24 protein-coding genes, 1 pseudogene and 1 riboswitch are annotated in these 23,509 nt (G+C 37.3%); of the genes and pseudogenes, 22 read left to right on the top strand and 3 right to left on the bottom strand.

Annotated elements, in window-relative coordinates:
* The first annotated feature begins 9 nt into the window (after positions 1-9).
* From H9655_RS05025 to H9655_RS05110, 18 genes are all read left to right on the top strand, one after another.
* The gene (locus H9655_RS05025) at positions 10-1,212 is read left to right on the top strand and encodes an ABC transporter substrate-binding protein (protein ID WP_191811572.1); all 1,203 of its coding nucleotides are present in this window, start codon (positions 10-12) and stop codon (positions 1,210-1,212) included.
* Between the two features lie 210 nt (positions 1,213-1,422).
* Complete coding sequence (locus H9655_RS05030; RefSeq protein WP_191811574.1) at positions 1,423-2,292, top strand: branched-chain amino acid ABC transporter permease; 870 nt, start codon at positions 1,423-1,425, stop codon at positions 2,290-2,292.
* Entirely contained in the window at positions 2,289-3,302 is a 1,014-nt protein-coding gene (locus tag H9655_RS05035) for a branched-chain amino acid ABC transporter permease (protein ID WP_191811576.1), read from the top strand. The genes H9655_RS05030 and H9655_RS05035 overlap by 4 nt, the downstream gene beginning before the upstream one ends.
* Positions 3,283-4,002, top strand: a complete 720-nt coding sequence (locus tag H9655_RS05040; RefSeq protein WP_191811578.1) for an ABC transporter ATP-binding protein — start codon at positions 3,283-3,285, stop codon at positions 4,000-4,002. Before H9655_RS05035 ends, H9655_RS05040 begins: the two co-directional genes overlap by 20 nt.
* Positions 4,002-4,712 (top strand): ABC transporter ATP-binding protein, encoded by a 711-nt coding sequence (locus H9655_RS05045; RefSeq protein ID WP_225230481.1) that lies wholly within the window; start codon positions 4,002-4,004, stop codon positions 4,710-4,712. Before H9655_RS05040 ends, H9655_RS05045 begins: the two co-directional genes overlap by 1 nt.
* A gap of 46 nt (positions 4,713-4,758) precedes the next feature.
* Positions 4,759-5,496, top strand: coding sequence for an IclR family transcriptional regulator (locus tag H9655_RS05050; protein ID WP_191811580.1), 738 nt, complete (start codon positions 4,759-4,761; stop codon positions 5,494-5,496).
* A gap of 20 nt (positions 5,497-5,516) precedes the next feature.
* Positions 5,517-6,845 (top strand): MmgE/PrpD family protein, encoded by a 1,329-nt coding sequence (locus tag H9655_RS05055; protein WP_191811582.1) that lies wholly within the window; start codon positions 5,517-5,519, stop codon positions 6,843-6,845.
* 36 nt (positions 6,846-6,881) lie between these two features.
* Positions 6,882-8,093 carry a CaiB/BaiF CoA transferase family protein gene (locus H9655_RS05060; RefSeq protein WP_191811584.1) on the top strand — a complete coding sequence of 404 codons (1,212 nt, stop codon included), beginning with the start codon at positions 6,882-6,884 and terminating at the stop codon, positions 8,091-8,093.
* Positions 8,094-8,105: 12 nt separating this feature from the next.
* Positions 8,106-9,044 carry a hydroxymethylglutaryl-CoA lyase gene (locus H9655_RS05065; RefSeq protein ID WP_191811586.1) on the top strand — a complete coding sequence of 313 codons (939 nt, stop codon included), beginning with the start codon at positions 8,106-8,108 and terminating at the stop codon, positions 9,042-9,044.
* Positions 9,045-9,480: 436 nt separating this feature from the next.
* Positions 9,481-9,585: riboswitch (SAM riboswitch) on the top strand.
* Positions 9,586-9,749: 164 nt separating this feature from the next.
* Complete coding sequence (locus H9655_RS05070; protein ID WP_191811588.1) at positions 9,750-10,469, top strand: phosphoadenylyl-sulfate reductase; 720 nt, start codon at positions 9,750-9,752, stop codon at positions 10,467-10,469.
* 15 nt (positions 10,470-10,484) lie between these two features.
* Entirely contained in the window at positions 10,485-11,630 is a 1,146-nt protein-coding gene (gene sat, locus H9655_RS05075; protein ID WP_191811591.1) for a sulfate adenylyltransferase, read from the top strand.
* Between the two features lie 14 nt (positions 11,631-11,644).
* Positions 11,645-12,250 (top strand): adenylyl-sulfate kinase, encoded by a 606-nt coding sequence (cysC, locus tag H9655_RS05080; RefSeq protein ID WP_191811593.1) that lies wholly within the window; start codon positions 11,645-11,647, stop codon positions 12,248-12,250.
* Between the two features lie 3 nt (positions 12,251-12,253).
* Entirely contained in the window at positions 12,254-13,885 is a 1,632-nt protein-coding gene (locus H9655_RS05085) for a nitrite/sulfite reductase (RefSeq protein WP_191811595.1), read from the top strand.
* Entirely contained in the window at positions 13,869-14,072 is a 204-nt protein-coding gene (locus H9655_RS05090) for a DUF3906 family protein (protein WP_191811597.1), read from the top strand. The genes H9655_RS05085 and H9655_RS05090 overlap by 17 nt, the downstream gene beginning before the upstream one ends.
* 13 nt (positions 14,073-14,085) lie before the next feature.
* Positions 14,086-14,862: a uroporphyrinogen-III C-methyltransferase gene (gene cobA / locus H9655_RS05095; RefSeq protein ID WP_191811599.1), complete on the top strand. Its 777-nt coding sequence runs from the start codon at positions 14,086-14,088 to the stop codon at positions 14,860-14,862.
* Positions 14,859-15,617 (top strand): sirohydrochlorin chelatase, encoded by a 759-nt coding sequence (locus H9655_RS05100; RefSeq protein WP_191811601.1) that lies wholly within the window; start codon positions 14,859-14,861, stop codon positions 15,615-15,617. The genes cobA and H9655_RS05100 overlap by 4 nt, the downstream gene beginning before the upstream one ends.
* Positions 15,593-16,225 (top strand): NAD(P)-dependent oxidoreductase, encoded by a 633-nt coding sequence (locus H9655_RS05105; RefSeq protein WP_191811603.1) that lies wholly within the window; start codon positions 15,593-15,595, stop codon positions 16,223-16,225. The genes H9655_RS05100 and H9655_RS05105 overlap by 25 nt, the downstream gene beginning before the upstream one ends.
* Positions 16,226-16,269: 44 nt before the next feature.
* Complete coding sequence (locus tag H9655_RS05110) at positions 16,270-17,151, top strand: sulfite exporter TauE/SafE family protein (RefSeq protein ID WP_191811606.1); 882 nt, start codon at positions 16,270-16,272, stop codon at positions 17,149-17,151.
* 43 nt (positions 17,152-17,194) lie between these two features.
* On the opposite strand, the gene H9655_RS05115 is transcribed toward H9655_RS05110, so the two are convergent.
* Both H9655_RS05115 and H9655_RS05120 read right to left on the bottom strand, forming a co-directional pair.
* Positions 17,195-17,482: a SoxR reducing system RseC family protein gene (locus tag H9655_RS05115; protein ID WP_191811608.1), complete on the bottom strand. Its 288-nt coding sequence runs from the start codon at positions 17,480-17,482 to the stop codon at positions 17,195-17,197.
* A gap of 825 nt (positions 17,483-18,307) precedes the next feature.
* Positions 18,308-19,171, bottom strand: a complete 864-nt coding sequence (locus H9655_RS05120) for a LysR family transcriptional regulator (protein ID WP_191811611.1) — start codon at positions 19,169-19,171, stop codon at positions 18,308-18,310.
* 150 nt (positions 19,172-19,321) lie between these two features.
* On the opposite strand from H9655_RS05120, the gene H9655_RS05125 reads away from it, so the two are divergent.
* Positions 19,322-20,365: an aspartate-semialdehyde dehydrogenase gene (locus tag H9655_RS05125; protein ID WP_191811613.1), complete on the top strand. Its 1,044-nt coding sequence runs from the start codon at positions 19,322-19,324 to the stop codon at positions 20,363-20,365.
* A gap of 186 nt (positions 20,366-20,551) precedes the next feature.
* On the opposite strand, the gene H9655_RS22365 is transcribed toward H9655_RS05125, so the two are convergent.
* On the bottom strand, positions 20,552-20,728 hold the full coding sequence (locus H9655_RS22365; protein WP_404826069.1) for a hypothetical protein: 177 nt from the start codon (positions 20,726-20,728) through the stop codon (positions 20,552-20,554).
* Between the two features lie 72 nt (positions 20,729-20,800).
* Between H9655_RS22365 and H9655_RS05130 the strand changes: the two are divergent.
* The 3 genes and pseudogenes from H9655_RS05130 to H9655_RS05140 all read left to right on the top strand — a co-directional run.
* Positions 20,801-21,049: pseudogene (locus H9655_RS05130) on the top strand (EamA family transporter); the annotation flags it as partial.
* A gap of 383 nt (positions 21,050-21,432) precedes the next feature.
* Positions 21,433-21,615 (top strand): recombinase family protein, encoded by a 183-nt coding sequence (locus H9655_RS22880; RefSeq protein ID WP_404826070.1) that lies wholly within the window; start codon positions 21,433-21,435, stop codon positions 21,613-21,615.
* A 526-nt stretch (positions 21,616-22,141) separates the two neighbouring features.
* Positions 22,142-23,479, top strand: coding sequence for an FAD-dependent oxidoreductase (locus H9655_RS05140; protein WP_191811615.1), 1,338 nt, complete (start codon positions 22,142-22,144; stop codon positions 23,477-23,479).
* Positions 23,480-23,509: the final 30 nt, after the last annotated feature.

Genomic DNA, 23,509 nt, shown 5'->3' on the forward strand with positions numbered 1-23,509 from the left:
GGGATGGAATTGAAAAAAATCGTTTTTCTTATGCTGGCGACGCTGTTCATATTGACAGGTTGTACTGGAGAAGCACAATCAGGCGATGAGAATATTGTGAAAATCGGCGCACTTCATCCATTAAGCGGTGCATTGGCTAATGAAGGTCAGGAAATGCGTGATGCAGCAAGACTTGCAGTTGAAGAAATTAATGAAGCAGGCGGAATCGAGTCTTTAGGCGGTGCAAAGGTCGAATTAATAGAAGCTGATCATGAAGGTGCACCAGAAAAAGGGATGTCTGAAATTCAAAGGTTAGATCGTGAAAAAGTAGTTGGTGTTATTGGTGCCTATTCAAGTGGTGTTACATTACCAGCAACCCAAGAAGCTGAAAGAGCAGGGATCCCATTCGTTGTCGATATTGCTACAGTCGAAGAAGTTACAAAGAGAGGCTTTAAATACACCTTCAGAGTTCAGCCGCCAGCATCGACTATGGCAGCGAACTTTTTAGACTATTTTAATGTGCTTAATGAAATGAGTGATTCCCCTTTAGAGACAGTTGTTCTTGTTCATGAGGACTCAGTGTTTGGGACCAGTATTGCTAGTTTGATAGAGAAAGGGGCAGCAGATCACGGAATTGAAGTGCTGGATAACATCCCTCACGCTGCAACAACAGCAGATTTATCATCGACAATCAATAAAATTAATCGGCTCAAGCCTGACGCAGTGATTGCAACAACCTATTTGCGTGATGGCACGCTACTGGTAAATGGCTTAAATCAATCTAACTTTCAGCCTAAAGCAATAATCGGTGTTGCTAATGGAGCATTTAGCAATACGTCATTTATTAATGATGAAACAGAAATCAATCAATATATTATGGATGTCAACTATTCTATCAATCCTCAAAGTAACCTGGCAATTGAAGTTTCGAAAAGATACGAAGACCAATTTAATAAACATATGGGGCCGAATGCAGCTTATTCTTATACTGCCACGAAAGTCCTAATTGATGCAGTAGAGAGAGCTGGTTCAACCGATCGGGCCAAAATTCAGAAGGCTTTATCCGAAACAAATTTAACAGAGCATATCCTTCCCCAGGATTCAATTATTTTTGATGAAAGTGGACAAAATGCAAATGCCCAGGCTGTTTTAAATCAAATTATCAACGGTGAAACTAAAGTTATTTACCCTGATGAATACAAGAATGCCGACGCTGTATTACCAACAAAGTAATAAAAAGAGGGAACGAAGAGAGGGTACTATGTATAGACAATGTTAAAATTTGAGGCCTTCAGTTGTGTTTGTAGCCGCTTGTAAGCTCACCTCATTTGGAAGCGTGCATCATACATAGGAAAACTCCACCCCAACTTTCAAAATTAGAATGATTGAGGGAACGAAATGGGTTCTCTTTTATAAAAAACACTAGGTATAGGAGGGAAGTTGATGCTCACTTTGATATTACAGTCCTTGGTGGACGGTATTTTAATGGGAGGTATTTATGGACTGGTAGCTATAGGCCTCACCTTAATCTTTGGGGTAATGAAAATTATTAATTTTGCTCAAGGGGCATTATTAATGTTAGGTATGTATATTTCATACTGGTCGTTTAGCCTTCTTGGACTTAATCCATACTTATCGATACCATTAAGCGCCATTTCCTTATTTTTCATTGGTGCGATCATTCAGAAGACAATCTTATCTAAAATGTTAAATGCGCCAGAGCATAATCAATTGCTTGTAACACTTGGAATTATGCTTGTTATTGAAAACCTTGCGTTAATATTATGGAGTCCTGATTTTCGCAGCGTAAAATTAGAAGGTTTTATTCAAACGTTTAATATAGGTGAAGTAGGAGTAAATGTCCCGAAATTAATTGCTTTTATTGCAGCGATTGTATTATCAATAGGCCTGTTTTTATTTCTTAAAAAAACGATGCTTGGGAAGGCGATACGCGCAACTTCAATCAATCGCAACGGCGCAATGCTATCAGGAATCAACACGAACCGCATAAACTATATTGCCTTTGGATTAGGCGCTTCTCTTGCAGCAATCGCTGGTTCGCTCATTACGCCATTTTTCTATACTTCGCCGACAGTAGGTGCCACTTTTATATTAAAGGGATTTGTTGTGGTAGTTCTTGGCGGATTGGGCAACTTTATTGGTGCAATAATAGGTGGGCTCATTATTGGCATTTCTGAAGCGTTAGGAGGAGCTTTTTTACCTGGTAGTTTAAAAGAACTCATGACCTATATTATTTTTGTCATTGTCCTTATGGCAAAACCTAATGGTTTATTTGGGGGGAAAGCACGATGAGAAAATTTCCTATTCTAATCAGCTTAGCATTACTTATTTTTACGTTCTTTCCTCTTATTGTCAAAGACCAGTACTACATGCACATTGCCATTCTCATTTTATATTATGCATTGGTGAGCCAAGCATGGAATATATTGAGCGGTTACTCAGGCCAGTTTTCATTTGGGCATGCAGCTTTTTTTGGAACAGGTGCTTATACATCAAGTATATTATTCACGAAGCTTGGTGTATCGCCTTGGATTGGACTTTTTGCAGGGGCCCTAATTGCAGCCTTAATTGGTCTATTCATTGGATATCTGTCGTTCAGATTCAAATTGAGAGGTGTGTTCTTTTCGCTTGGAACACTAGCATTTGCGGAAATTCTGCGAATCATCATTCAGAATTTTGACATTTTCAATAAAACACTTGGTGTACTTATTCCATATAAACCAGATCCCCTTATGTTTCAATTTAGCTCGCGTACCACTTATTATTACATCATTCTATTATTTGCGTTCGCAGTCACTGTTTTAGTTTATTATATTAGTCGTTCTAAGTTGGGCTATAACTTGGTTGCCATCCGCGAAAATGAAGATGCGGCCCAATCACTAGGTGTAAATACGTATAAAAATAAAATGATTGCTATTGCAATAAGTGCAAGCTTAACAGCAATAGGGGGAACATTTTATGCACAATATATGCTTTTTATTGAACCTGCGACGACTTTTTCTAATGATGTATCGATTAATATTTTGTTACCGGCTATCATTGGCGGGGCAGGAACGGTTTTAGGTCCGATTGTAGGTTCACTCATTATTATTCCAATTGGGGAGCTTACAACCACTTTATTCGGAAACTTTGTCGGAGCGAATTTAATGGCTTACGGGGTCATTTTAATTCTTGTCATGCTGTACTTGCCTGAAGGAATTGTTGGGTGGTTCCAAAATAAATTTGGGAAGGAAAAAAATGCAAAGAAAAAGAAAGATAACAGCATAAATGGGGGTGAAGACGTTGGAACTTTTAAAAATTAAAGGATTGACAAAACGCTTTGCTGGCCTAGTAGCAGTAAACAATGTCAACTTAACGCTCAATAAAGGAGAAATTGTTGGGCTAGTTGGTCCGAATGGAGCAGGAAAGACAACTTTATTCCATTCTGTATGTGGATTTCACACACCGGAGGAAGGATCTGTTAAGTATAATGGTAAAGAGATAATTGGAAATAAACCAGAGCATATATGTAAAGAAGGGATTGCGAGAACATTTCAGATTGTGCAGCCTTTTGGCAATCTGACAGTGTTAGAAAATGTCATTGTTGGCGCATTTAATCGAGAAAAAAGTTATAAAGAAGCAGAAAGATTGGCTTTGGAAAACTTAGATTTAATTGGTATTTCATCTCTTGCCTATTCCAGAATGAAAGACCTAACCTTTCCAAATCAAAAGAAAGTAGAAGTAGCCAGAGCTCTTGCTACAAGCCCTGAAGTTCTTTTTTTAGATGAAGTAATGTCAGGGCTTAATCCATCTGAGGTGAATGAATTCATTGAGCTTATTAAGAATATTAGAGATAGCGGAATTTCCATCTTCTTCATTGAACATCTTATGTCTGCGGTGATGGCACTATCTGATCGCCTAGCTGTTATGCATCTGGGAGAAAAAATAGCTGATGGAGACCCGCAGGAAGTAATGAAAATTCCAACTGTAGTAGAGGCGTATTTAGGAGAGGAAGTATCATGATGTTAAGAGTATCGAACCTGGATGCAGGTTATGGAAATTTACAGGTGTTAAGAAATATCACTTTTGAAGTGAACTCCGGTGAATTAGTCAGTATACTAGGAACGAACGGTGCAGGGAAAACTACTTTGTTGAGGACCTTATCTGGATTAATTTCTACTACCAATGGACAAATAGAGTTCAATGGAAAGCATATACAAAAAATGCAACCAGAAAATATTGTCAAGGAAGGATTAATACAGGTGCCAGAAGGCAGAATGTTATTTACTGAAATGACAATACGTGAAAACTTAGAGTTAGGTGCTTATTCTTCAGCGGCACGTAAAAATATGAAGAAAAATATCGAGTACTGCTTTAAGCTATTTCCGATTTTAAAGGAAAGGGAAAACCAGATGGCAGGAAGCTTCAGTGGAGGCCAGCAACAAATGCTTGCAATAGGTAGAGCGCTGATGGCTCAACCTAAGATTCTATTATTAGATGAGCCTTCTACAGGGTTATCGCCTTTATTAACAAAACAAGTATTTGACATTATTAAGGAGATTAAGCAACAGGGTGTCACTGTCCTATTAGTTGAACAGAATGCACATCAAGCATTATCCATGTCTGATAGGGGATATGTGATTGAAAATGGAGAGATAGTGATGTCAGGTACAGCAGAATCTTTGCTGCAGGATAATAAACTTAGAGAATCTTATTTAGGTCTAGCCAATTAAGACCCTTGCACCGAATAGTTTTTTGATAGACTGGAGAGTTCACAAAATGAAAATAATTGAAAAAATGGCTAAAATATTATCTTTGTACTCTATGAATAGAACAAGCTTATCTATTAGTGAGGTACAAGAGGAGTTGGGATATCCTAAAAGCACCGTCTTTCGTATCCTCAACGCACTAGAAGAATTTGATTATATTGAAAGGAACAAAGATACGCATAGATACTCTTTAGGTGTTAATTTTTTTAGGCTGGGTAGCATTGTTCAAAGCCAATTGGATTTTAGGCATGTCGCCATACCGATAATGAAAAAAATGGTAGAAGAAACGAGCGAAACAGTGGAACTTAATATTAAGGACGACCTTAATCGAGTATGCGTAGAAAAGGTTGATAGTCCACAGGATGTCCGAAACTTTGTAAGAATTGGAGAACGAAAGCCACTTCATTTAGGTGCTTCAGGTAAGGTATTGATTGCATTCGAGAAGGAAACCGACAGAGAAAAAACACTCGATAATCTAGCTATGCAAAACAGTCATATCCCTGTTCAAGCACTACAAGAAGAACTCAAACAAATCAACCAACGTGGTTTCTGTGTTACGAAAGGTGAAAGGGTTCCTGGGAGCTTTGCTATTGCTGCACCTATATTTGATCAAAACAAAGAGATGGTCGCAAGCTTAACGATTGCAGGTCCTATCCAGAGACTTACGCCAGAACATGAGGAGGAATTGATTGCAAAAATAAAGGAGGGAGCTAGACAAATCAGCAACAACCTAGGTTATTTTGAATAAGAGAAGGAGGAGAAGGCCGATTGATCAAGAAAGCTTCAGCAATATATGATGCAGTTTGGTCAGACTTTAATGAAGAAACAATTGATTCAGCTAAATGGATCTTCTTAGATACATTAGGGGCTTTGATTGCTGGCATGCAGCAACAAGATACGCTCGAATTAGCTAAGCAATTTTCTGGAACGGGTAGCTATCAGCTCCTTGGTACTACCCTCCATGCAGATATGTATAGTTCTGGACTTGTACATGGTACGGCATGTGTGGCTACAGAGATGGATGAAGGAAACCAATATAGTAAAGGCCACCCTGCGGCTCATGTGATTCCTGTTATTCTCACGATGCTGCAGAGAAGCAAAAATGTTTCTGGACAAGAACTGATTAGTATAATTATTAAAGGCTATGAATACTGCTCAAGATTTGGTCGAGCGACTACTCTATTACCAGAAGCACATGCTCATGGAACATGGGGAGTAATGGGGGCTGCAGCAACTGCGCTCATGATTGATGGAGCAGATGAAGCAACATTTCAAGAAGGTGTGAACCTAAGCGCTAGCTTCTCATTGCCAACCTTATGGACATCGGCATTAGAAGGTAAATTAATTAGAAATATTTACGCTGGCCATGCGATTGAAATGGGAATGAAGAGTGTGATATTTGCCCGTACCAATCATTTGGCACCGAAAAATAATGTTTCAACTGTGTTTTCCACTATTCTCGGCAGTGGATTTAATTGGACTGATTTAGAGAGGGGTAAGAATGTGCCCTGGGATATTGAACTCAATTATTTTAAACCCTATGCTTTTTGTCGTTATGTACATTCACCTATTGATGCCTTTAAGTCTATTATTGACAAACAGCAACTTGGTCCAGATCAGATAGAAAAAATAAACGTATATACCTATGCAAGAGCATCCTCTTTATCACATCAGGATTATGAAAATATACTGTCATCGAAGTTTAGCATACCTTTTGCTATTGCTGTACAGCTCTATTATCAAAAAGCGAATCAATCTGTTTTCATAGAACAGCTACACAAGGATAAAGAGATAAAAGAGTTCGCTAAAAAGGTATTTGTTCAATATTCTGCTGAGCTCGAAAAGGACTATCCTCTTCAAATGCCCGCTCGAGTGGAAATTATAGATTCATATGGAAATATATATAGCGAACGTGTAGACATTGCAAAGGGCGGGCCGGGTAAAAAACTATCTGAAAGCGAATTGATAGAAAAATTTAAGACCTTGACATCTGCCGTCTACAGCAGCAATCAACAGGATAAAATAATTGATTTTATTACCCATTTAGAAACGGAAACAAATATTGAGAAACTATTTGTTTTATTGGAGTTGAAATAAAAGTATATTTTTTAGACAGAAGAGAGGTTAAAAGTAATGGATAATAAACAGAAATATGGCCCTCTAACTGGTAAGAGAGTGCTAGATTTGTCTACAATGATTGCGGCACCTTTTGGCGCTACATTACTAGGGGATTTTGGAGCTGAGGTTATTAAAGTAGAGATTCCCGGTAAAGGGGATACATTAAGAGGCATGGGTCCTTTTCGTGAGGATGAACCATTAAGGTGGCCAGCTTTAGCAAGAAATAAAAAATCACTTACTTTAGATTTGCATAAAGAAGAAGGGAAAGAAATTTTAAGAAAGCTTGTTAGAGTGTCAGATGTAGTTATAGAAAACTTCAGACCAGGTACGTTGGAAAAATGGGGGGTTGGATATGAAGATTTAAAGAAAGAGAATCCGAACTTAATCATGACAAGGGTTACAGGGTATGGTCAGACAGGTCCCAATGCCAGTAAAGCAGGATTTGGTACACCGGCGACTGCCTATAGTGGATTTACTTATTTACATGGATACACGGATCGACCTCCCATTAGTCCGTCTTTTTCATTAACAGATTATGTAACGGGTATTTACGTTGCTTTTGCAACGGTTACAGGACTATATCATCGTGATACAGCAGAACAAGGGGAAGGACAATATATTGATATCGGATTATATGAATCTATGTTTAGAATGATGGAATTTCTTATTGCGGAATATGATCAAAAGCAAATCGTGAAAGAGCGTACGCCAGGTTTGAGCGGACACTCCAGTCCGGCAGGAACATTTCAAACAAAAGATGGTCACTGGATGTCTCTTGTCACTAGCTCTGATCGTACATTTGAACGTTTAGCAGCTGCAATGGGCAGGGAAGATATGCTTGAAGATGAGCGATATCATAATAATGCCGCCCGCCTTAGCCGTTTTGAGGAAACAAACGGAATTGTTGCCGATTGGGTGAAACAATTTAATAGAGAAGAATTGCAGAATCTGCTAGATGACTATGGGGTCCCAATTAGTCCAATATATAGTATTAAAGATATCTTCGAAGACACTCACTATAAAGAACGACAAAATATCATAGAGGTTAGCCACCCTCGTCTAGGAAAAATAAAAATGCCTGGTATCATCCCTAAATTCTCTGAGACACCTGGGGCTGTTCGTAATGTAGGCCCAGATTTGGGAGAGAACAATGAGGAAATCCTTTCTGGCATTCTTAATTATAATCATGAAGAAATTGAGATTCTAAAAGAGAATAATGTAATCTAAGGAGGGAAAAACATGAATTTGAAAGAAGAGGTCATTATTTCTGAAGTTTGCCCCCGCGATGGCTTTCAAAGTCTGGCAGAAATCATTCCTACAGAAGAAAAGGTCGAATGGATTAATTCAATGATTAACTGCGGTTTCAAGCAAATTGAGGTCACATCTTTTGTTCACCCAAAAGCGATTCCTCAGCTGTCGGACGCTGCTGAAGTACTGCAAAAAATTAAGCGCAAGCAAGGGGTAAAACTACGTGCGCTTGTCCCGAATTTACGAGGATTAGAAAGAGCGATTCAAGCAGAAGTAGATAAAGTAAAACTAATGCTTTCAGCAACAGATTCCCACAGTATCAGTAACGCTAATAGCAAAACGTTCGATGCAATGAAAGGTTTTGAACCTCTAGTAAAACGCGCAACAGAAGCTTCTATGGGTGTATCAGGCAGCATTTCTGTCATATTTGGATGCCCTTACGAAGGGGATGTACCTTTGGTAAGAATTGAAGAGATTTGCAAAAGATATATAGATATGGGAATATATCAGTTATCGTTAGCTGATACAACAGGGATGGCGAATCCAGTAAAAGTTAAGCGCATTATTGGGCATCTCACTAATAAATTCCCAAAATTATCCTTTTCCTTACATTTGCATAATACGAGAGGTATGGCTTTTGCCAATGCCGTAGCAGGCTATGAAATGGGTGTTCGAGATTTTGATAGCTCGATTGCTGGACTAGGTGGATGCCCTTATGCACCAAACGCCACTGGGAATATCTCCTCTGAAGACCTTATTCATGGTTTTGAAGAGATGAATATTTCAACAGGTGTAGATTTAGATAAAGTCATTAAACTAGGAAAAAAATTAGAGGTTAAATATCCCGAATATTCTGATAGTTTTATTTTGAAGGCTGGCAAATGTTCTGATTTACACCTGGCTCCAAAAACACAAGAAAAGTTGGGATAAAGCTTCTATTCTTATTAATTCTCCTTTAAGAGAATGAAGGTAGTTGAAATTTTACTTTTAGCTAAGTGAGAAGTATTATGTCTTTAATTTTTCTAGGGCAGCTTTTGGAGGAAATCTTTTAGTTGTAAATGCAGTATATGATTCTCCTAATATGATTATTTTCGATTTTAATTTCAAAGAACAATTGAGGCCATCAAAAGTGAAGCTCGTACCATCTTTTTTACTATATCTTTAACTAATTATTAACGGCAGTTACACCCTTTATAAAACGTTATTTCTTTTATGAGGATTTTTGGGAAATGCTCTCAAAAGAAATTAACTTTTTCTTAAAGTGTATATTCATCAGTTTCAGTTGAATAATTCTGATAAATGATAAAAATTAGATTTTTTATTGACTTTTATTGATAGTATGTTAGGATTTATCTTATCCAATATTTTCTTATCCAGAGAGGTGGAGGGACTGGCCCGATGAAACCCGGCAACCTGCTTACTGCAAGGTGCTAATTCCAGCAAAATGTTGATTCATTTTGAAAGATAAGGTGTCATGAATCGTTATCTCACACCTTTTCTTATTGAAAAGGTGTTTTTTGTATAAGAGGTGATTCTTTAATAATAATTAGTCATTCGCTGATTAGACAACTAAAGGCGGACATTTTCCTTCAATGGGGAAATGCCGTCTTTTTTTATCGGAAAAGGAGGGATGAAATGCAACAGGCAATTACTTATGAGTACTGGCAGGATATTTCTGCAAGCTTTACTACCGATGATCACTCGAAAGGCGCTTTGTCTGTTCTAGAGTGGGCCTATCACACGTACAACGAAGATGAAATTGTGTATGCTTCTAGTTTTGGCGCCGAAGCCATCGTCCTTATCGACTTAATTACGCAAATCAAAAGAGAGGCTAAGTTGGTTTTTCTTGATACGGATTTACACTTTCCTGAAACTTATCAAGTGATTGAAGACATAAAAAAACGTTTTCCAGCGCTTCAAGTTGAAATGAAAAAACCTCATTTAACATTAGATGAACAAGCCGCTCGTTACGAGTCGGCATTGTGGAAAAAAGATCCGAATCAATGCTGTCAAATACGTAAAATACTGCCTTTACAAGAAGCAATGGTGGGAAAAAAAGCATGGATTTCAGGTCTTAGGCGCGAACAGTCGCCGACAAGAAAGCATACTAATTTTGTTAACAGGGATGAGAAATTCACAAACATCAAAATTTGTCCACTTATTCATTGGCGCACGAAAGATGTCTGGGATTATATCAAAGAAAAACAATTACCCTATAACGCTTTACACGATGTGAACTATCCGAGTATTGGGTGTTTTCCTTGCACGCAACCAACAAATGAAGACGCTGATTCCCGCGCGGGTCGTTGGCAAGGCTTAACGAAAACAGAATGCGGGTTGCATACAAATTCATAAAAAAGGAGTAAACAGATGAGCATACCAAGCCCACATGGAGGTACATTAATTCAAAGATTTGAGCCAGAATTTGATATTTCTAAGGTGTCAAACAGTATAGGAATTGACAAAATTGCACTAAGTGATTTAGAGCTGATGGCTGTTGGGTTATTTAGTCCTTTAACAGGATTCTTAGGAAAAGAAGATTATGAATCTGTTGTTCAAGACATGAGATTAAGTGATGGAACAATATGGTCCATTCCCATCACTTTACCTGTTGATGGTTTGATTGCTACCCAACTTCAAAAAGGTGAGCAATATCGTTTGGTTTTAGAAAATACAACCTATGGCGTCATTACTGTTTCTGAGTGGTTTGAACCTGATTTAGAAACAGAAGCACAATCTGTCTATCGCACAAAAGATAAAGCTCATCCAGGGGTTAAACGACTTTTTGAAAGAGGCAATATCTATGTAGCTGGAGAGATCATCCTCATCAAAAAACCTGAGAAGAAAGACTTTGCAGATGTCTGGTTAGAGCCAAAGGATACAAGGGCATTGTTTGCTGAAAAGGGTTGGCAAACAATTGTTGGTTTTCAAACGCGTAATCCAATTCACCGAGCGCATGAGTATATTCAAAAAGCTGCGCTTGAAACGGTCGATGGCTTATTTGTGAATCCACTAGTAGGTGAAACAAAAGCAGATGATATCCCAGCAGATATCCGTTTAGAAAGTTATCGCATCTTATTAAAAGAATATTTTCCTCGTGAACGTGTTCATCTGGGTGTTTACCCGGCAGCGATGAGATATGCTGGGCCTAGAGAAGCAGTGTTTCACGCCATAGTCAGAAAAAATTTCGGCTGTACACATTTTATCGTCGGCAGAGATCATGCGGGTGTTGGGAATTATTACGGTACATATGATGCCCAATATATTTTCCAACAATTTGCTGAAGAGGAACTTGGCATTACCCCCTTATTTTTTGAACATAGCTTCTATTGCTACCGCTGTGAAGGGATGGCTTCAAATAAAACATGTCCTCATGAACAAGAAGATCGAGTGATATTATCTGGCACAAAAGTACGAGAACTATTAAGCAAGGGTGAACAGCCCCCTTCCACATTTAGCCGTAAAGAAGTAATTGATGTATTGATTAATGGCTTAAAGACTGATGTAAGCGTCTAGAAAGGAGGATAAATATGGCAAGCCGTCATCTTACTTGGTACGATACGCTCATTTCAAAAAAGGAACGTCGCTTAAAGCAGCAACATGGTAGTTGTACATTATGGTTTACTGGATTATCTGGTTCTGGAAAATCTACTTTGGCGAGTGCTTTATCAGCCAAATTGTTTGAACAAGGTATTAAAGAGTATGTCCTTGATGGTGATAATATCAGACATGGTCTAAATGCAGACTTAGGCTTTACTGAAAAAGATCGCACAGAAAATATCCGCCGTATTGGGGAGGTAGCTAAACTGTTTGTTGATAGTGGAACAATTGTCGTTACGGCATTCATCTCACCTTTCGCAGCAGACCGTGATCGCGTGCGTGAACAGTTTGCCTCCAATGAATTTTTTGAAATATTTATTGACTGCCCGTTAGCAGAATGCGAGAAAAGGGATCCGAAGAAATTATACAAAAAAGTGCGTAGAGGCGAAATAAAAAACTTCACCGGAATCGATTCCCCTTATGAGCCTCCTAAACATCCAGATGTAACAATTAGGTCCGACCGTTTATCAGTAGAGGAAGCAATAACTGAAATACTAACGTTTTTGCAACAACATCAAATCATTAAGGAGTTGTAGACAATGGCTTATACAAAGCATTGGTCAAGTAATGAAAAACTAAACAAAACCGAATTAGCAAAACTAGAAAAAGATGGCCTGAAAATTTATGAGGACATTCCACATTATGCAAAAAATGGCTTCTCATCTATTCCTAAAGACCAATGGGACCTTTTTAAATGGGCAGGCTTGTATTTGCAAAAGCCTAAAGAAGCTGGGTATTTTATGATGCGTGTGAATGTACCTTCTGGAATTTTAACGAAGGAACAAGCGAATATTCTAGCTGGTATTGCCAAAGATTATGGTCGCGGAATTTTCGACATTACGACGCGACAAGCGATTCAATTTCACTGGTTAACGATTGAAGAAATCCCTGATATTTTCACAAGACTAGAAAGTGTCGGTCTTTCCAGTGCTGGTGCATGTGGGGATATAACAAGGAATATAGTCGGAAATCCAATTGCAGGTATTGACCCTGACGAATTATTTGATACGAGAGATATTGTTAAAGAAGTGTATGAGTACTTCCAATTTAATGAGGAATTTTCGAATTTACCAAGAAAATATAAAATGTCTATCAGTACAAACTTACAAAACGCCGCTAATGCAGAAATTAACTGTGTCTCTTTTACACCGGCTGAAAAAAACATCGATGGTGCCGTAAAACAAGGCTTTCATTTAAAAGTAGGGGGAGGCCTATCTGCTAAGCCATTTCTAGCAGAAACCGTAGATGTTTTTGTAGAAAAAGAGCAGGTGTTACAGGTTGCTATTGCCGTAACAACTATATTCAGAGATTACGGTTATCGAGATAAACGCCATCGTGCTAGATTAAAGTTTTTAATTGCTGATTGGGGTGTGGAGAAATTTAAAGAAAAACTTGAAGAATATACAGGAGTACTGCCTTCTAAAGGGGTTGAACCCGTGAAGAAATGGAATGCAGGGTATTTCTATGGTGTCCATGATCAGAAACAATCAGGGCTTAAGTTCATCGGTTTCAATGTACCTGTCGGCCGGTTAACCGCGGATGAAGTATTTGAGCTTATTCGAATCTCTGATCAATATGGTCAAGGTGAAATTAGAACATGTAATTCACAAAACTTGATTCTTCCACATATCCCAGAAGAACATGTAGAATCGCTACTTGCCGAACCTATTTTTAATAGAATTACAGTGAATCCGAATTCTTTTATCGGCCATTCCGTTTCTTGCACAGGTATCCAATTTTGCAACTTAGCTTTAGTTGAGACAAAAGAAAGAATGCGCCAAATTGCAGAAGAACTTGACCGTCGCTTAACTGTTGATGTTCCAGTACGCATGCATATGATTGGTTGTCCGAATTCCTGCGGTCAACGGCAAATTGCCGATATCGGTTTACAAGGTGTGATGATACGAAACAAGAATAAGGAAATGGAAGAAGCTTATGAAGTGTATGTTGGAGGGACGTTAGAATCTGGCGGAGAGTTTAACAAAAAATTAAAAGGGAAAGTACCAGCTAACTTCCTCACAGATACTCTCGAACATCTACTGCATTTTTTTAAAAAGGAAAAAATAGCAGGAGAGAATTTTTATACTTTTGTGCAAAGAAATGGCACACAATCTTTGCAAGAGCAACTAAATATTGTATTGGAGACTCATAAAGATGGCCTTTCTATATAGGTTTGAATTGTCATTGGTAAATAAGGAAATTCCAGCAGTCATTGTAGCTGATTCTGATGATGAAGCATTTACCCAGTTAGATATTGAACTAGAAAAATATTATTTAAATTTGCCAGAGATAAACGAAGTAACGCTAAGAGAAAAGAAACGGATAACAAAAAAAGTCGGTTTTATATTAGATGAATGATGGAGGCAGATAAATGAAGGGGCATGTTTACCTTGTTGGTGCAGGTTGTGGCGATCCCGAATTACTTACATTAAAAGCAATTAAAAAAATTCAGCAAGCGGATGTCATTTTATATGATCGACTAGTCAATCGGGATATTTTATCATTTGCGAGAGAAGAGGCACAATTGATTTATTGTGGAAAGCTTCCTCATTATCATACGATGAAACAAGAAACGATTAACAATTTTCTCGTAAAATATGCAAAAAAAGGATTAGCCGTTGTTCGCCTTAAAGGTGGGGATCCCTTCGTGTTTGGTCGAGGAGGAGAAGAGGCGCTTGAATGTGTTAAACATCGTATTCCATTTGAAGTGATTCCTGGGATTACTGCTGGCATTGGTGCTGCGAGCTATGCCGGCATTCCTGTCACCCATCGGCACATCAGTCAAAGCTTTGCATTTATTACCGGTCATCAAGCGGGTGACTCAGTTGCTGACCAAAAATGGCATCACTTAGCACATGGGGTCGATACACTTTGTATATATATGGGCGTTTCACAATTGCCTGTCATTGTTAATCACCTCATAAAAAGCGGAAAAAATAGTGATACCCCAATTGCTATTGTGGAGTGGGGAACAACAGTAAAACAACGGACGATAACAGGAAAATTAAATACAATTGTAAGGTTAGCGGAAGACGAAGCAATCATCAATCCAAGCATGATTATAATTGGAGAAGTTGTTAAATTACGAGACGATCTGAACTGGTATATTGAAAATGGCACAGCCCTTCAGAAGGTTCATAGCGAATGAAAGCCATTCTTTATATTGCTCACGGCACAAGGTCAAAAAAAGGGCTACGGGAAGTAGAAAGTTTTTTGCAGACCATCATGAAACAAGTAAATGTCCCTATACAAAAATGGTCTTATTTAGAAATATGTGCCCCCACGATTGAACAAGGAATAGAAGCTTGTGTTCATCAAGGGGCGCGAGAAATTGATGTTATTCCGTTACTTTTATTAAAAGGAGGTCATTTCAAGAAGGATATTCCTACCATTCTTCTATCATTGAAGAAGCGATTTTCAGCTATTAAAATCCATCTCCATCCACCTTTTGGCGTTCAGAACTATATCTTAGACGGAATAGGTGATTTGTTAAACGAAAAATTATCTCCCATTACTGAAAAAGATCAATTACTTGTTGTAGGAAGAGGAAGTAGTGACGTGAACATCTATGCGGATTTTGAATTAATAACAAAGGGGCTAAAGGCAAAGTTAGCAGTGAACAACGTAACTTCCTGTTTTCTTGCGGCTGCGACCCCTCGACTTGAAGAAGGCTATCATTTATTAGAGAATCGTACAAAAAGCAGAATAATCATTATCCCTTACTTATTATTTTCAGGTTTATTACTAGATGAATTGCAACAATTTACTGAACAGAAAAGAGCTTTAGGAGATCAGACTTTCATCATTGACCCATTAAGTCATATCTCCAGCATACAGCTTCGTTTGGTTCAATATTTAAATAAAGGGGGTCGAGAAGAGTGCAACCACTCGTCATTGATTTAAGTAATCAAGCAGTTGTCATTGCGGGAGGTGGGAAGATTGCCGCACGCAAGGCAAAGGTTTTATTAGAACAAAGGGCCAACATTACTTTCATTGCACCAACATTTTCAGATGAAGTATTGGAATTAGCGCAACACAATCAATTTCAATGCATAAAAAGAGAGGTTGAATTGGCTGATTTCGAGGATGTGTTTCTTTGTATTCTTGCAACCAATAATCGAGCGATTAATAAGCACTTTGGCGAAATATTAACGCAGAAAAAGTTAGTTTGTGTAGTAGATGAATTAACGGATGGCAATACCCTCTTCCCTGCGACTGTAACGAGAGGACACCTCCAAGTAGCCGTTACTTCAAATGGGAGTAGTCCAAAGTTAACAAGAGCATTAAAACAACAGTTAAGCAAACAATTTGATGAAAGTTGGACGGAATATACAACTTTTCTCGCGGAGTATAGACAATTGGTTAAAAAATTGCCAATTAGTGAGAGTGAAAAGAATGACTATTTACAAGAAGTACTAACAGATGAATGCCGTTTAAATAAAGAACAACAAAGAGAGAGCTTAGAAGCCTTACATATAGCTGCTGTTCGGTCAACCGAAGGCAAAATCTAGACAATAGATTTTGCCTTTTTTATTTAACGAAAGAGGGGTTACCTATGAAAAATTTATTAATCTTTATTTTTATTGGCTTATTCGCACAGTTAATTGATGGTGCTCTCGGAATGGCATATGGCGTGACTTCTACTTCGCTTTTACTTGCTTTTGGCATTGTTCCTGCCGTTGCTTCCGCTTCGGTCCACCTTGCTGAAGTGGTCACTACAGCCGCTTCAGGTATTTCACATATAAAATTTGGCAATGTTGATAAACAAACTGTATATAAGTTAATTATCCCTGGTTCCATTGGCGCGTTTTTAGGTGCCACGTTTTTAAGTAATATCCCAGGTGATCTAGCGAAGCCATATATAGCCCTTTTCCTTTTACTATTAGGTGTTTTTATCTTTATACGATTTTTATTTAAATATAAGGAAAGTAACCACCAGTCATCAATCAATCTCAGTAAAAAGCAATCGATTCCATTAGGTTTTATAGCAGGATTTGCTGATGCAACAGGTGGTGGCGGTTGGGGTCCTGTTACAACACCAGTATTGCTTTCAAAAAAAGGGGTTAGCCCAAGGAAAGTGGTTGGTACTGTCGACACGAGTGAATTTGCGATTGCCCTCTCTGCATCCATTGGTTTTCTTATTTCATTAGGGTGGAACGAAGTAAACTGGCTTTGGGTGGGCGCACTCATGGTAGGCGGTGTGATTGCAGCGCCGATTGCTGCTTGGCTTGTACAGAAATTAAATCCACAATTAATGGGGGTGCTTGTTGGGGGATTCATCATTCTCATCAACATTCGGACAATTGCACAAACATGGATTAGCAATGAAGAGATTCACCCCATTGTGTATAGTGCTGTCGTACTCATATGGCTAACAGCGATAATCTTCACACTCATTAGAATCTACCATAAAAAAATGCTCCATTTTAATTCATAAAACAACCGTAAGGCTGGGATAAAATGACCCCAGCCTAGTGTATTTACTCTTTCTCTTCAATTACCATCGTCAATCCACCAAATTTTCCAGCTAACCAATTATAAATAACGGTCATGAGTGCAATTAAGCCAAAATAAATGGCCGCATACAATACAGATAATAAAAGCATAAATAAAATGCCCGTAAAGGCGATCACCCCGTCTTCGGTAAATAATAATAATGAGGAAAATAATCCGAAAATAATCATGCCAATAATGGGGATAAATAATAAGTACAAAGTGCTTTTAACTACACTCCCAACAGACAATCTTTTTATCTCTATCGTCTTCATGTAAATTCTCCTTTCTTATGACATATCCACTTTATGTAAGCAGCAAACCTTTTAGACTATAATACTATAAAAATGGCTTAAATAGTTTACGGGATATATTTTATTCAGTTTGATTCCTCCTATTACAATAAGTGTAAATTGTAAACTGACATTAAAGATATTACTACAATACATGTTGAAAAAAGCAAGTATAATCCTTTGGTTATGGAAAATCACGTTGCATAATTATACTTTTGAAGGGATATTATTACAAAATTATCGGGGCTATCATATAATAAAATTTATTATTATACAAATTTACAACAAATCCGGTAATTTATCCTTATTTGCTTCACTGTAATAATTTTTTGTTTACATGACAATCTGAAGGGGTATTAGTTTACATAATAATTTTATAGTAACTAATGTTATCAAGATACAATAATTTTCAAAGTAGATGAATGAAGCTGTTATTATTCATAGTGGAGTTGCTCGGATCGAAGTGTTTAAATCATTAGATATAGAAAAATTATTACGATTATAGATGAGAGTACTTTTTGCATACTCTGAAGTAGATTGGGCTAATTATTATCATATTATTGATTTTTTTGAGTTCGAGTTCATTATATTTCAGAGGACATTGGTCTCTTCCAAATCAAGGGGGCCTGATAGTAATACGTGGAAAACATCCGCTAAGCAAAATTTGATATTAAGAAAGTCGATTTTGGTTATTTAAATTAACTATATAAGCAAGAGCTTTACTACATTTTATACATAGTAAGGCTCTTTAAAATCGTTACCAACTGTTTGAAAAAATAATAGTATTTAATCATACATTAAATTATTCTACTTTTCTAATATACTAAGAAAAGATTGTAGTACTGGAGAGATCCATCTGGATTTATGATAAATCACATTACTTTTAATAAATTGTGGTGCTTCAATTGGCTTAAAGATTAGTTCGTTATTGTTACAATTTTCTTTCACAACAATATAAGGAAGAATAGCAAGGCCCAACCCACACAAAACTGATTGTTTAATCACTTCAATACTTGAACTTTCAAATGTTCTGTCAGGCATCTGTCCACTCATACGTATGTAATTATCCACCATGGCTCTGTACCCACAATTTCTCTCTGTATAGATAAACTGATAATCCTTTAATATCTTTAATGGATTATCACATGAAGCTAAGTCAGGCGGTAAAACCCAACCTAAGGTCTCATCAAACAAAGGAGTCGTAATGAGCTCATCGTACTCCATTGATTGTCCAATCAAAAAAATGATATCTGTTTCTCCGTCTCTCAGCTTCTTAATTGCTTGTTCATTTGTTCCCGTCTCAAGAACAATATTTACTTTAGGATTTATCAATTTATATTTTTGTAGGATATTTGGTAATCGATAGACAGCTAAAGATTCATTCGCAGTAATCGTAAGCGTACCTTCAGGATGATTGCTATCTTTTGGGATTTCTTGTGCTTTTTCGTAAATCGCAAGTAACTCTAACGCATAAGGATGAAAATGATGCCCAGATTTTGTTAAAAGTACTTTTTTCCCTAACCGATCGAAAAGTGGAGATTGTAAGTCGTTCTCCAAAGCCTTAATATGCGTTGTTACAGTGGATTGTGCATAATCTAATTCACGCGCTGCTTTTGAGAATCCCCCATATTTAACAACAGCACAGAAAGTCTTAACATGTCTCATCTCCATAGCTAAACCTCTTTTTAGTATCATAATTTATGAATGATTATATCATATATTTCAATTTATCAAATAATAACTCTTCCATTATAGTAAAAGTAGGAATAAAAAAATGTACCTATTCCACTTCATAAAATTAATTAACGGAGGAGAATAATTATGAGGAAAAAGAGCTATCATATCGCTGTTGTGGGTGCTACTGGTGCAGTCGGCCAGAAAATTATTAACTTGCTGGAGCAGATAACTCAATTTGATATAAACGAAGTCACTCTTCTTTCATCGAAGCGCTCTGCTGGTAAGAAAATTTCTTTCAAAGGTCGAGAAATCATCATTAAGGAAGCAGAGGAAGCAAGCTTTAAGGATGTTGATATCGCATTTTTTAGTGCTGGCGGAAAAGTTTCCAGACAATTAGTGAGATTCGCGGTCGAAAGTGGGGCAGTGGTGATTGATAATACTAGCGAATATCGTATGTCAACTGAAGTCCCACTTGTTGTTCCAGAAGTGAATGCACATACTCTTATTAAACACAAGGGGATTATCGCAGTACCCAATTGTTCTGCTTTACAAATGGTGACAGCACTTCAGCCGATTAGAAGACTATTTGGTTTAGAAAGAATTATTGTCTCTACATATCAAGCTGTATCAGGAACTGGAATACATGCCATCAATGAGTTAAAAGATCAATCAATGAAATTACTCGCAGGTGAAGAGGCTACCGCATCTATAATGCCTGCAAAAAAAGATAAAAAACATTATCCAATTGCTTTTAATGTAATGCCGCAAGTAGATGTATTTACTGAAAATGATTACACCTTTGAAGAGGTAAAGATAATTCAAGAAACCAAGAAGATATTCGAAGATTCTAACCTAAAGATGGCTGCCACTTGTGTCAGAGTGCCAGTTGTAACAGGGCACTCTGAATCTGTTTATATTGAATTGGAACGAGTAGCAACTGTTGATGAAATTAGAGAAGTATTATCTTCGGCACCGGGCGTTGTTTTGCAGGATTCTCCAAGTAATCAACTATACCCAATGCCTATTTACGCAGTCGGAAAAACCGAAACGTTTGTTGGAAGAGTTCGAAAAGACCCTGACAATCCATATGGTTTCCACCTCTGGATTGTATCAGATAATTTATTAAAAGGAGCTGCTTGGAATTCAGTGCAGATTGTATTGACAATGGTCGAAAAAGATATCATTTGATCTCAACCTACTTGAATTGGAACAATAACAATAATAGCAACACCAGAATCTGTTTCATTAAAATTTTATAAAAAAATTGAGGAAAATACCCACCACATACAGACTTCATAATTTTTTTCAAAAATCAACAGACAGCAAGCGTAAACAAAATCCTCAACCAATTTTCTATTGGAAGAGGATTTTTTATTAACACTTTACTAATTCACGAATGATTTGACTCATTTTAAGGATTCCCTTTTTAAGATCTGTTAATGAGGCATACGCATAGGAAATGCGAATATAACGGTCCGATTCTTGAGCATATATATTCCCTGGGTTAAGAAGAATACCTTCAGCTAATGCTTTTACATAAAGATCCCTCATCGATAGTTTAGGCAAAATGTTTAACCAAATAAAAAACCCTCCCTTTGGTGCATCCCAAAGGGCTATATCTTCTTTCCTAAGGCTATTCCTTATCTTGCATTAGCTTATGTAACATCTCGGGTAGGAGCTTCAGAGGCGACAAGCTCCCTTTACTTAACACCAGCTCTTACATTTGTGATTGCTTGGGTTTGGCTTGGAGAGGTACCGACTACCCTTTCTGTAATAGGAGGAATCATAACGCTATTTGGGGTTTTGTTCATTCATATAAAGAGAGATAAATTACCGGAAAGAGTAAAACGAAATATACAAATTGAAGATTAATTTGTTTTTGAGTTCAGTCCGGAAAGTCATCATTTCTGTACACAATATTTTGTCATCTAGTTTTCTATATTTAATTATAAATAATTTACATTAACTCTATTAATAAATCTATGTTTAAATACCTCTTGCCTAAGTTATGGTACAATTATTTTTGGGAATAATTAGAAATGATGGTTCTATATGATAGTAGTTATGCTTGTGGATCAACTGGTCTTTAGAAGTTGGACTTGCAATAGACGATTTAAAAAACTCATGGTTGTGAAGAAATTTTAACTGACAAAATGAGTGGATCAAAAGAGTAAAGAAAAGGATTTGAGGAATCTCCGGTTTGTTCGTCCAGGTGAGACTGTTATTGTTTGGTGACTTGACCGTTAGAGTGAAACATGCAACATCTCTTAAAAATTGTCAATGATCTTAATAGTAGAGGTATTAGCTTTCACAGGTTACAGGAAAAAATTACGATGGATAAATCAACTGCAACCCGCCAGTTGATGTTTCATTTATTCGCAGCATTTGCAGACTTTGAACGAAATCTTATTCAAGTACTTCAGCAAGCTGAAGGATAGCAGCGAAGGCTAGAGGTAGATGAGGATAAAGATCAGTAAAATTAGATAGGAAGCAAATAGTAATGCAGAAAACAATTGTGGTAAACGGACCACCTATAAAGGATGTTGCTAAATGGGGGGATTTCTTGATCAACTATCTATTTTTATTTAGATAAGGAAGCAGGCTAAAAAAATAAATTAAAAGGGAAACATAAAGACATTCCTGTTTCGACATCAATGCCAAGCAATATTGTAAGATAGTAAAACAATGTCGTTAAGAGGAAAATTATAACTTACATCAGAACCAAGGTTAGCGTTTGTTAGCATTACAGATGATATAAGTGAAGAAGTTTGCGTTTTGCTACTAGGCACCCATCAATGAGTGTAAATTACTTAATCAATTATTATGGTTTCTTAAAATGAACTAAAGGGTATTCAATTAAGAACTTTACGAGTGGTGGAAGACGATAAAAATCGTTTCATTGTAGGTGAAAAATTGTGTGAAAAACACAATGTTGAGCAAAACTAGTGAAGGGAGGAATGAAGAATGAAAATAATTATTATTGGTGGCGATGCTGCTGGGATGAGTGCAGCGATGCAAATCATTCGCAACAGCAAGGAAAATCACGAAATTACTGTGTTAGAAAAAGGAACGATTTATTCTTATGGACAATGTGGTCTGCCCTATTATATTAGTGGTGTAATTCCACAAAAGGAAGACTTAATTGCCCGTTCTGTTACAACTTTTCGCGAGAAATATGGAATAGATGCCAAAGTACAGCATGAAGTCACTAATATCAATACACAGACGAAAACCGTTGAAGGTTATAACTATATTGATCAACAACGATTTCAACTTACATACGATAAATTATTAATTGCGACTGGTGTTAGTCCTATTGTGCCCGATTGGGAGGGGGCTGATCTTCAAGGAATATTCACTTTAAAAACCATACCTGACGCAAATGAAATCATCCAGGAAATGAATAATCGAACGATAAAACATGTGACGATTATTGGTGGTGGATACATTGGTTTGGAAATGGCTGAAAGCTTTGTGGAGTTAGGGAAAAAGGTAACAATTATCGAGCGGAATAAACAACTTGCTACGATTTTTGATGAAGATATGGCACAGCTAATCCATCAAAAGGCTAAAGAGCGTGAAGTGACTTTAAAATTAGGTGAGGAAGTCCAATCCTTTTCAGGAAACACTTTTGTCGAAAGCATTACGACTGATAAAGGGGCATACAAAACTGATCTTGTCTTAGTGGCAATTGGTGTCAAGCCAAACGTAGCATTTCTCAAGCAAACAGATATTGCACTGAGTCAGCATAGTGCTATACGGGTAAACAATTATATGCAAACCAATATTAAAGATGTCTATGCAGCAGGAGATTGTGCTACGCAATATCATCGAATTAAAGCGTTAGATGATCATATTCCTTTGGGGACACACGCAAATAAGCAAGGGCAAATTGCAGGTCTGAGCCTATTAGGAATCGCTAAGCCGTTTAAAGGAATCGTAGGATCATCTGTTATTAAATTTTTTAACTTAACATTAGGAAGAACAGGAATTTCTGAAAAGGAAGCTAATGAACTTAATATTCCTTATGAGTTTGTTGTAACAGACGCGCACGATATTGCTGGTTATTACCCAGATGCTAAAAAAATGAAGGTAAAACTTTTATATCATAAGAAATATCGTACGTTACTTGGGGGACAAATAATCGGAGAGCACGGGGTAGATAAGCGGATAGACGTTCTTGCTACTGCTTTATACAATGAAATGTCCATCGATGACTTAATGGATTTAGATTTATCTTATGCGCCACCTTACAATGGGGTATGGGACCCAGTGCAACAAGCCGCTCGCAGAAGTAAATAAGAAGAACGCCGTCTACATATGTAGCGGCGT

It is taken from the genome of Cytobacillus stercorigallinarum (genome assembly GCF_014836495.1).
Lineage (GTDB): Bacteria > Bacillota > Bacilli > Bacillales > Cytobacillaceae > Cytobacillus > Cytobacillus stercorigallinarum.

What these genes read in the sequence shown, in the direction of transcription:
- H9655_RS05030 (WP_191811574.1), top strand. Translation starts at nt 1,423, where the DNA reads ATGCTCACTTTGATATTACAGTCCTTGGTGGACGGTATTTTAATGGGA.
- H9655_RS05035 (WP_191811576.1), top strand. Translation starts at nt 2,289, where the DNA reads ATGAGAAAATTTCCTATTCTAATCAGCTTAGCATTACTTATTTTTACG.
- H9655_RS05045 (WP_225230481.1), top strand. Translation starts at nt 4,002, where the DNA reads ATGTTAAGAGTATCGAACCTGGATGCAGGTTATGGAAATTTACAGGTG.
- H9655_RS05050 (WP_191811580.1), top strand. Translation starts at nt 4,759, where the DNA reads ATGAAAATAATTGAAAAAATGGCTAAAATATTATCTTTGTACTCTATG.
- H9655_RS05060 (WP_191811584.1), top strand. Translation starts at nt 6,882, where the DNA reads ATGGATAATAAACAGAAATATGGCCCTCTAACTGGTAAGAGAGTGCTA.
- H9655_RS05065 (WP_191811586.1), top strand. Translation starts at nt 8,106, where the DNA reads ATGAATTTGAAAGAAGAGGTCATTATTTCTGAAGTTTGCCCCCGCGAT.
- H9655_RS05070 (WP_191811588.1), top strand. Translation starts at nt 9,750, where the DNA reads ATGCAACAGGCAATTACTTATGAGTACTGGCAGGATATTTCTGCAAGC.
- sat (WP_191811591.1), top strand. Translation starts at nt 10,485, where the DNA reads ATGAGCATACCAAGCCCACATGGAGGTACATTAATTCAAAGATTTGAG.
- cysC (WP_191811593.1), top strand. Translation starts at nt 11,645, where the DNA reads ATGGCAAGCCGTCATCTTACTTGGTACGATACGCTCATTTCAAAAAAG.
- H9655_RS05085 (WP_191811595.1), top strand. Translation starts at nt 12,254, where the DNA reads ATGGCTTATACAAAGCATTGGTCAAGTAATGAAAAACTAAACAAAACC.
- H9655_RS05090 (WP_191811597.1), top strand. Translation starts at nt 13,869, where the DNA reads ATGGCCTTTCTATATAGGTTTGAATTGTCATTGGTAAATAAGGAAATT.
- cobA (WP_191811599.1), top strand. Translation starts at nt 14,086, where the DNA reads ATGAAGGGGCATGTTTACCTTGTTGGTGCAGGTTGTGGCGATCCCGAA.
- H9655_RS05100 (WP_191811601.1), top strand. Translation starts at nt 14,859, where the DNA reads ATGAAAGCCATTCTTTATATTGCTCACGGCACAAGGTCAAAAAAAGGG.
- H9655_RS05110 (WP_191811606.1), top strand. Translation starts at nt 16,270, where the DNA reads ATGAAAAATTTATTAATCTTTATTTTTATTGGCTTATTCGCACAGTTA.
- H9655_RS05115 (WP_191811608.1), bottom strand. Translation starts at nt 17,482, where the DNA reads ATGAAGACGATAGAGATAAAAAGATTGTCTGTTGGGAGTGTAGTTAAA.
- H9655_RS05120 (WP_191811611.1), bottom strand. Translation starts at nt 19,171, where the DNA reads ATGGAGATGAGACATGTTAAGACTTTCTGTGCTGTTGTTAAATATGGG.
- H9655_RS05125 (WP_191811613.1), top strand. Translation starts at nt 19,322, where the DNA reads ATGAGGAAAAAGAGCTATCATATCGCTGTTGTGGGTGCTACTGGTGCA.
- H9655_RS22365 (WP_404826069.1), bottom strand. Translation starts at nt 20,728, where the DNA reads ATGAGGGATCTTTATGTAAAAGCATTAGCTGAAGGTATTCTTCTTAAC.
- H9655_RS22880 (WP_404826070.1), top strand. Translation starts at nt 21,433, where the DNA reads ATGCAACATCTCTTAAAAATTGTCAATGATCTTAATAGTAGAGGTATT.
- H9655_RS05140 (WP_191811615.1), top strand. Translation starts at nt 22,142, where the DNA reads ATGAAAATAATTATTATTGGTGGCGATGCTGCTGGGATGAGTGCAGCG.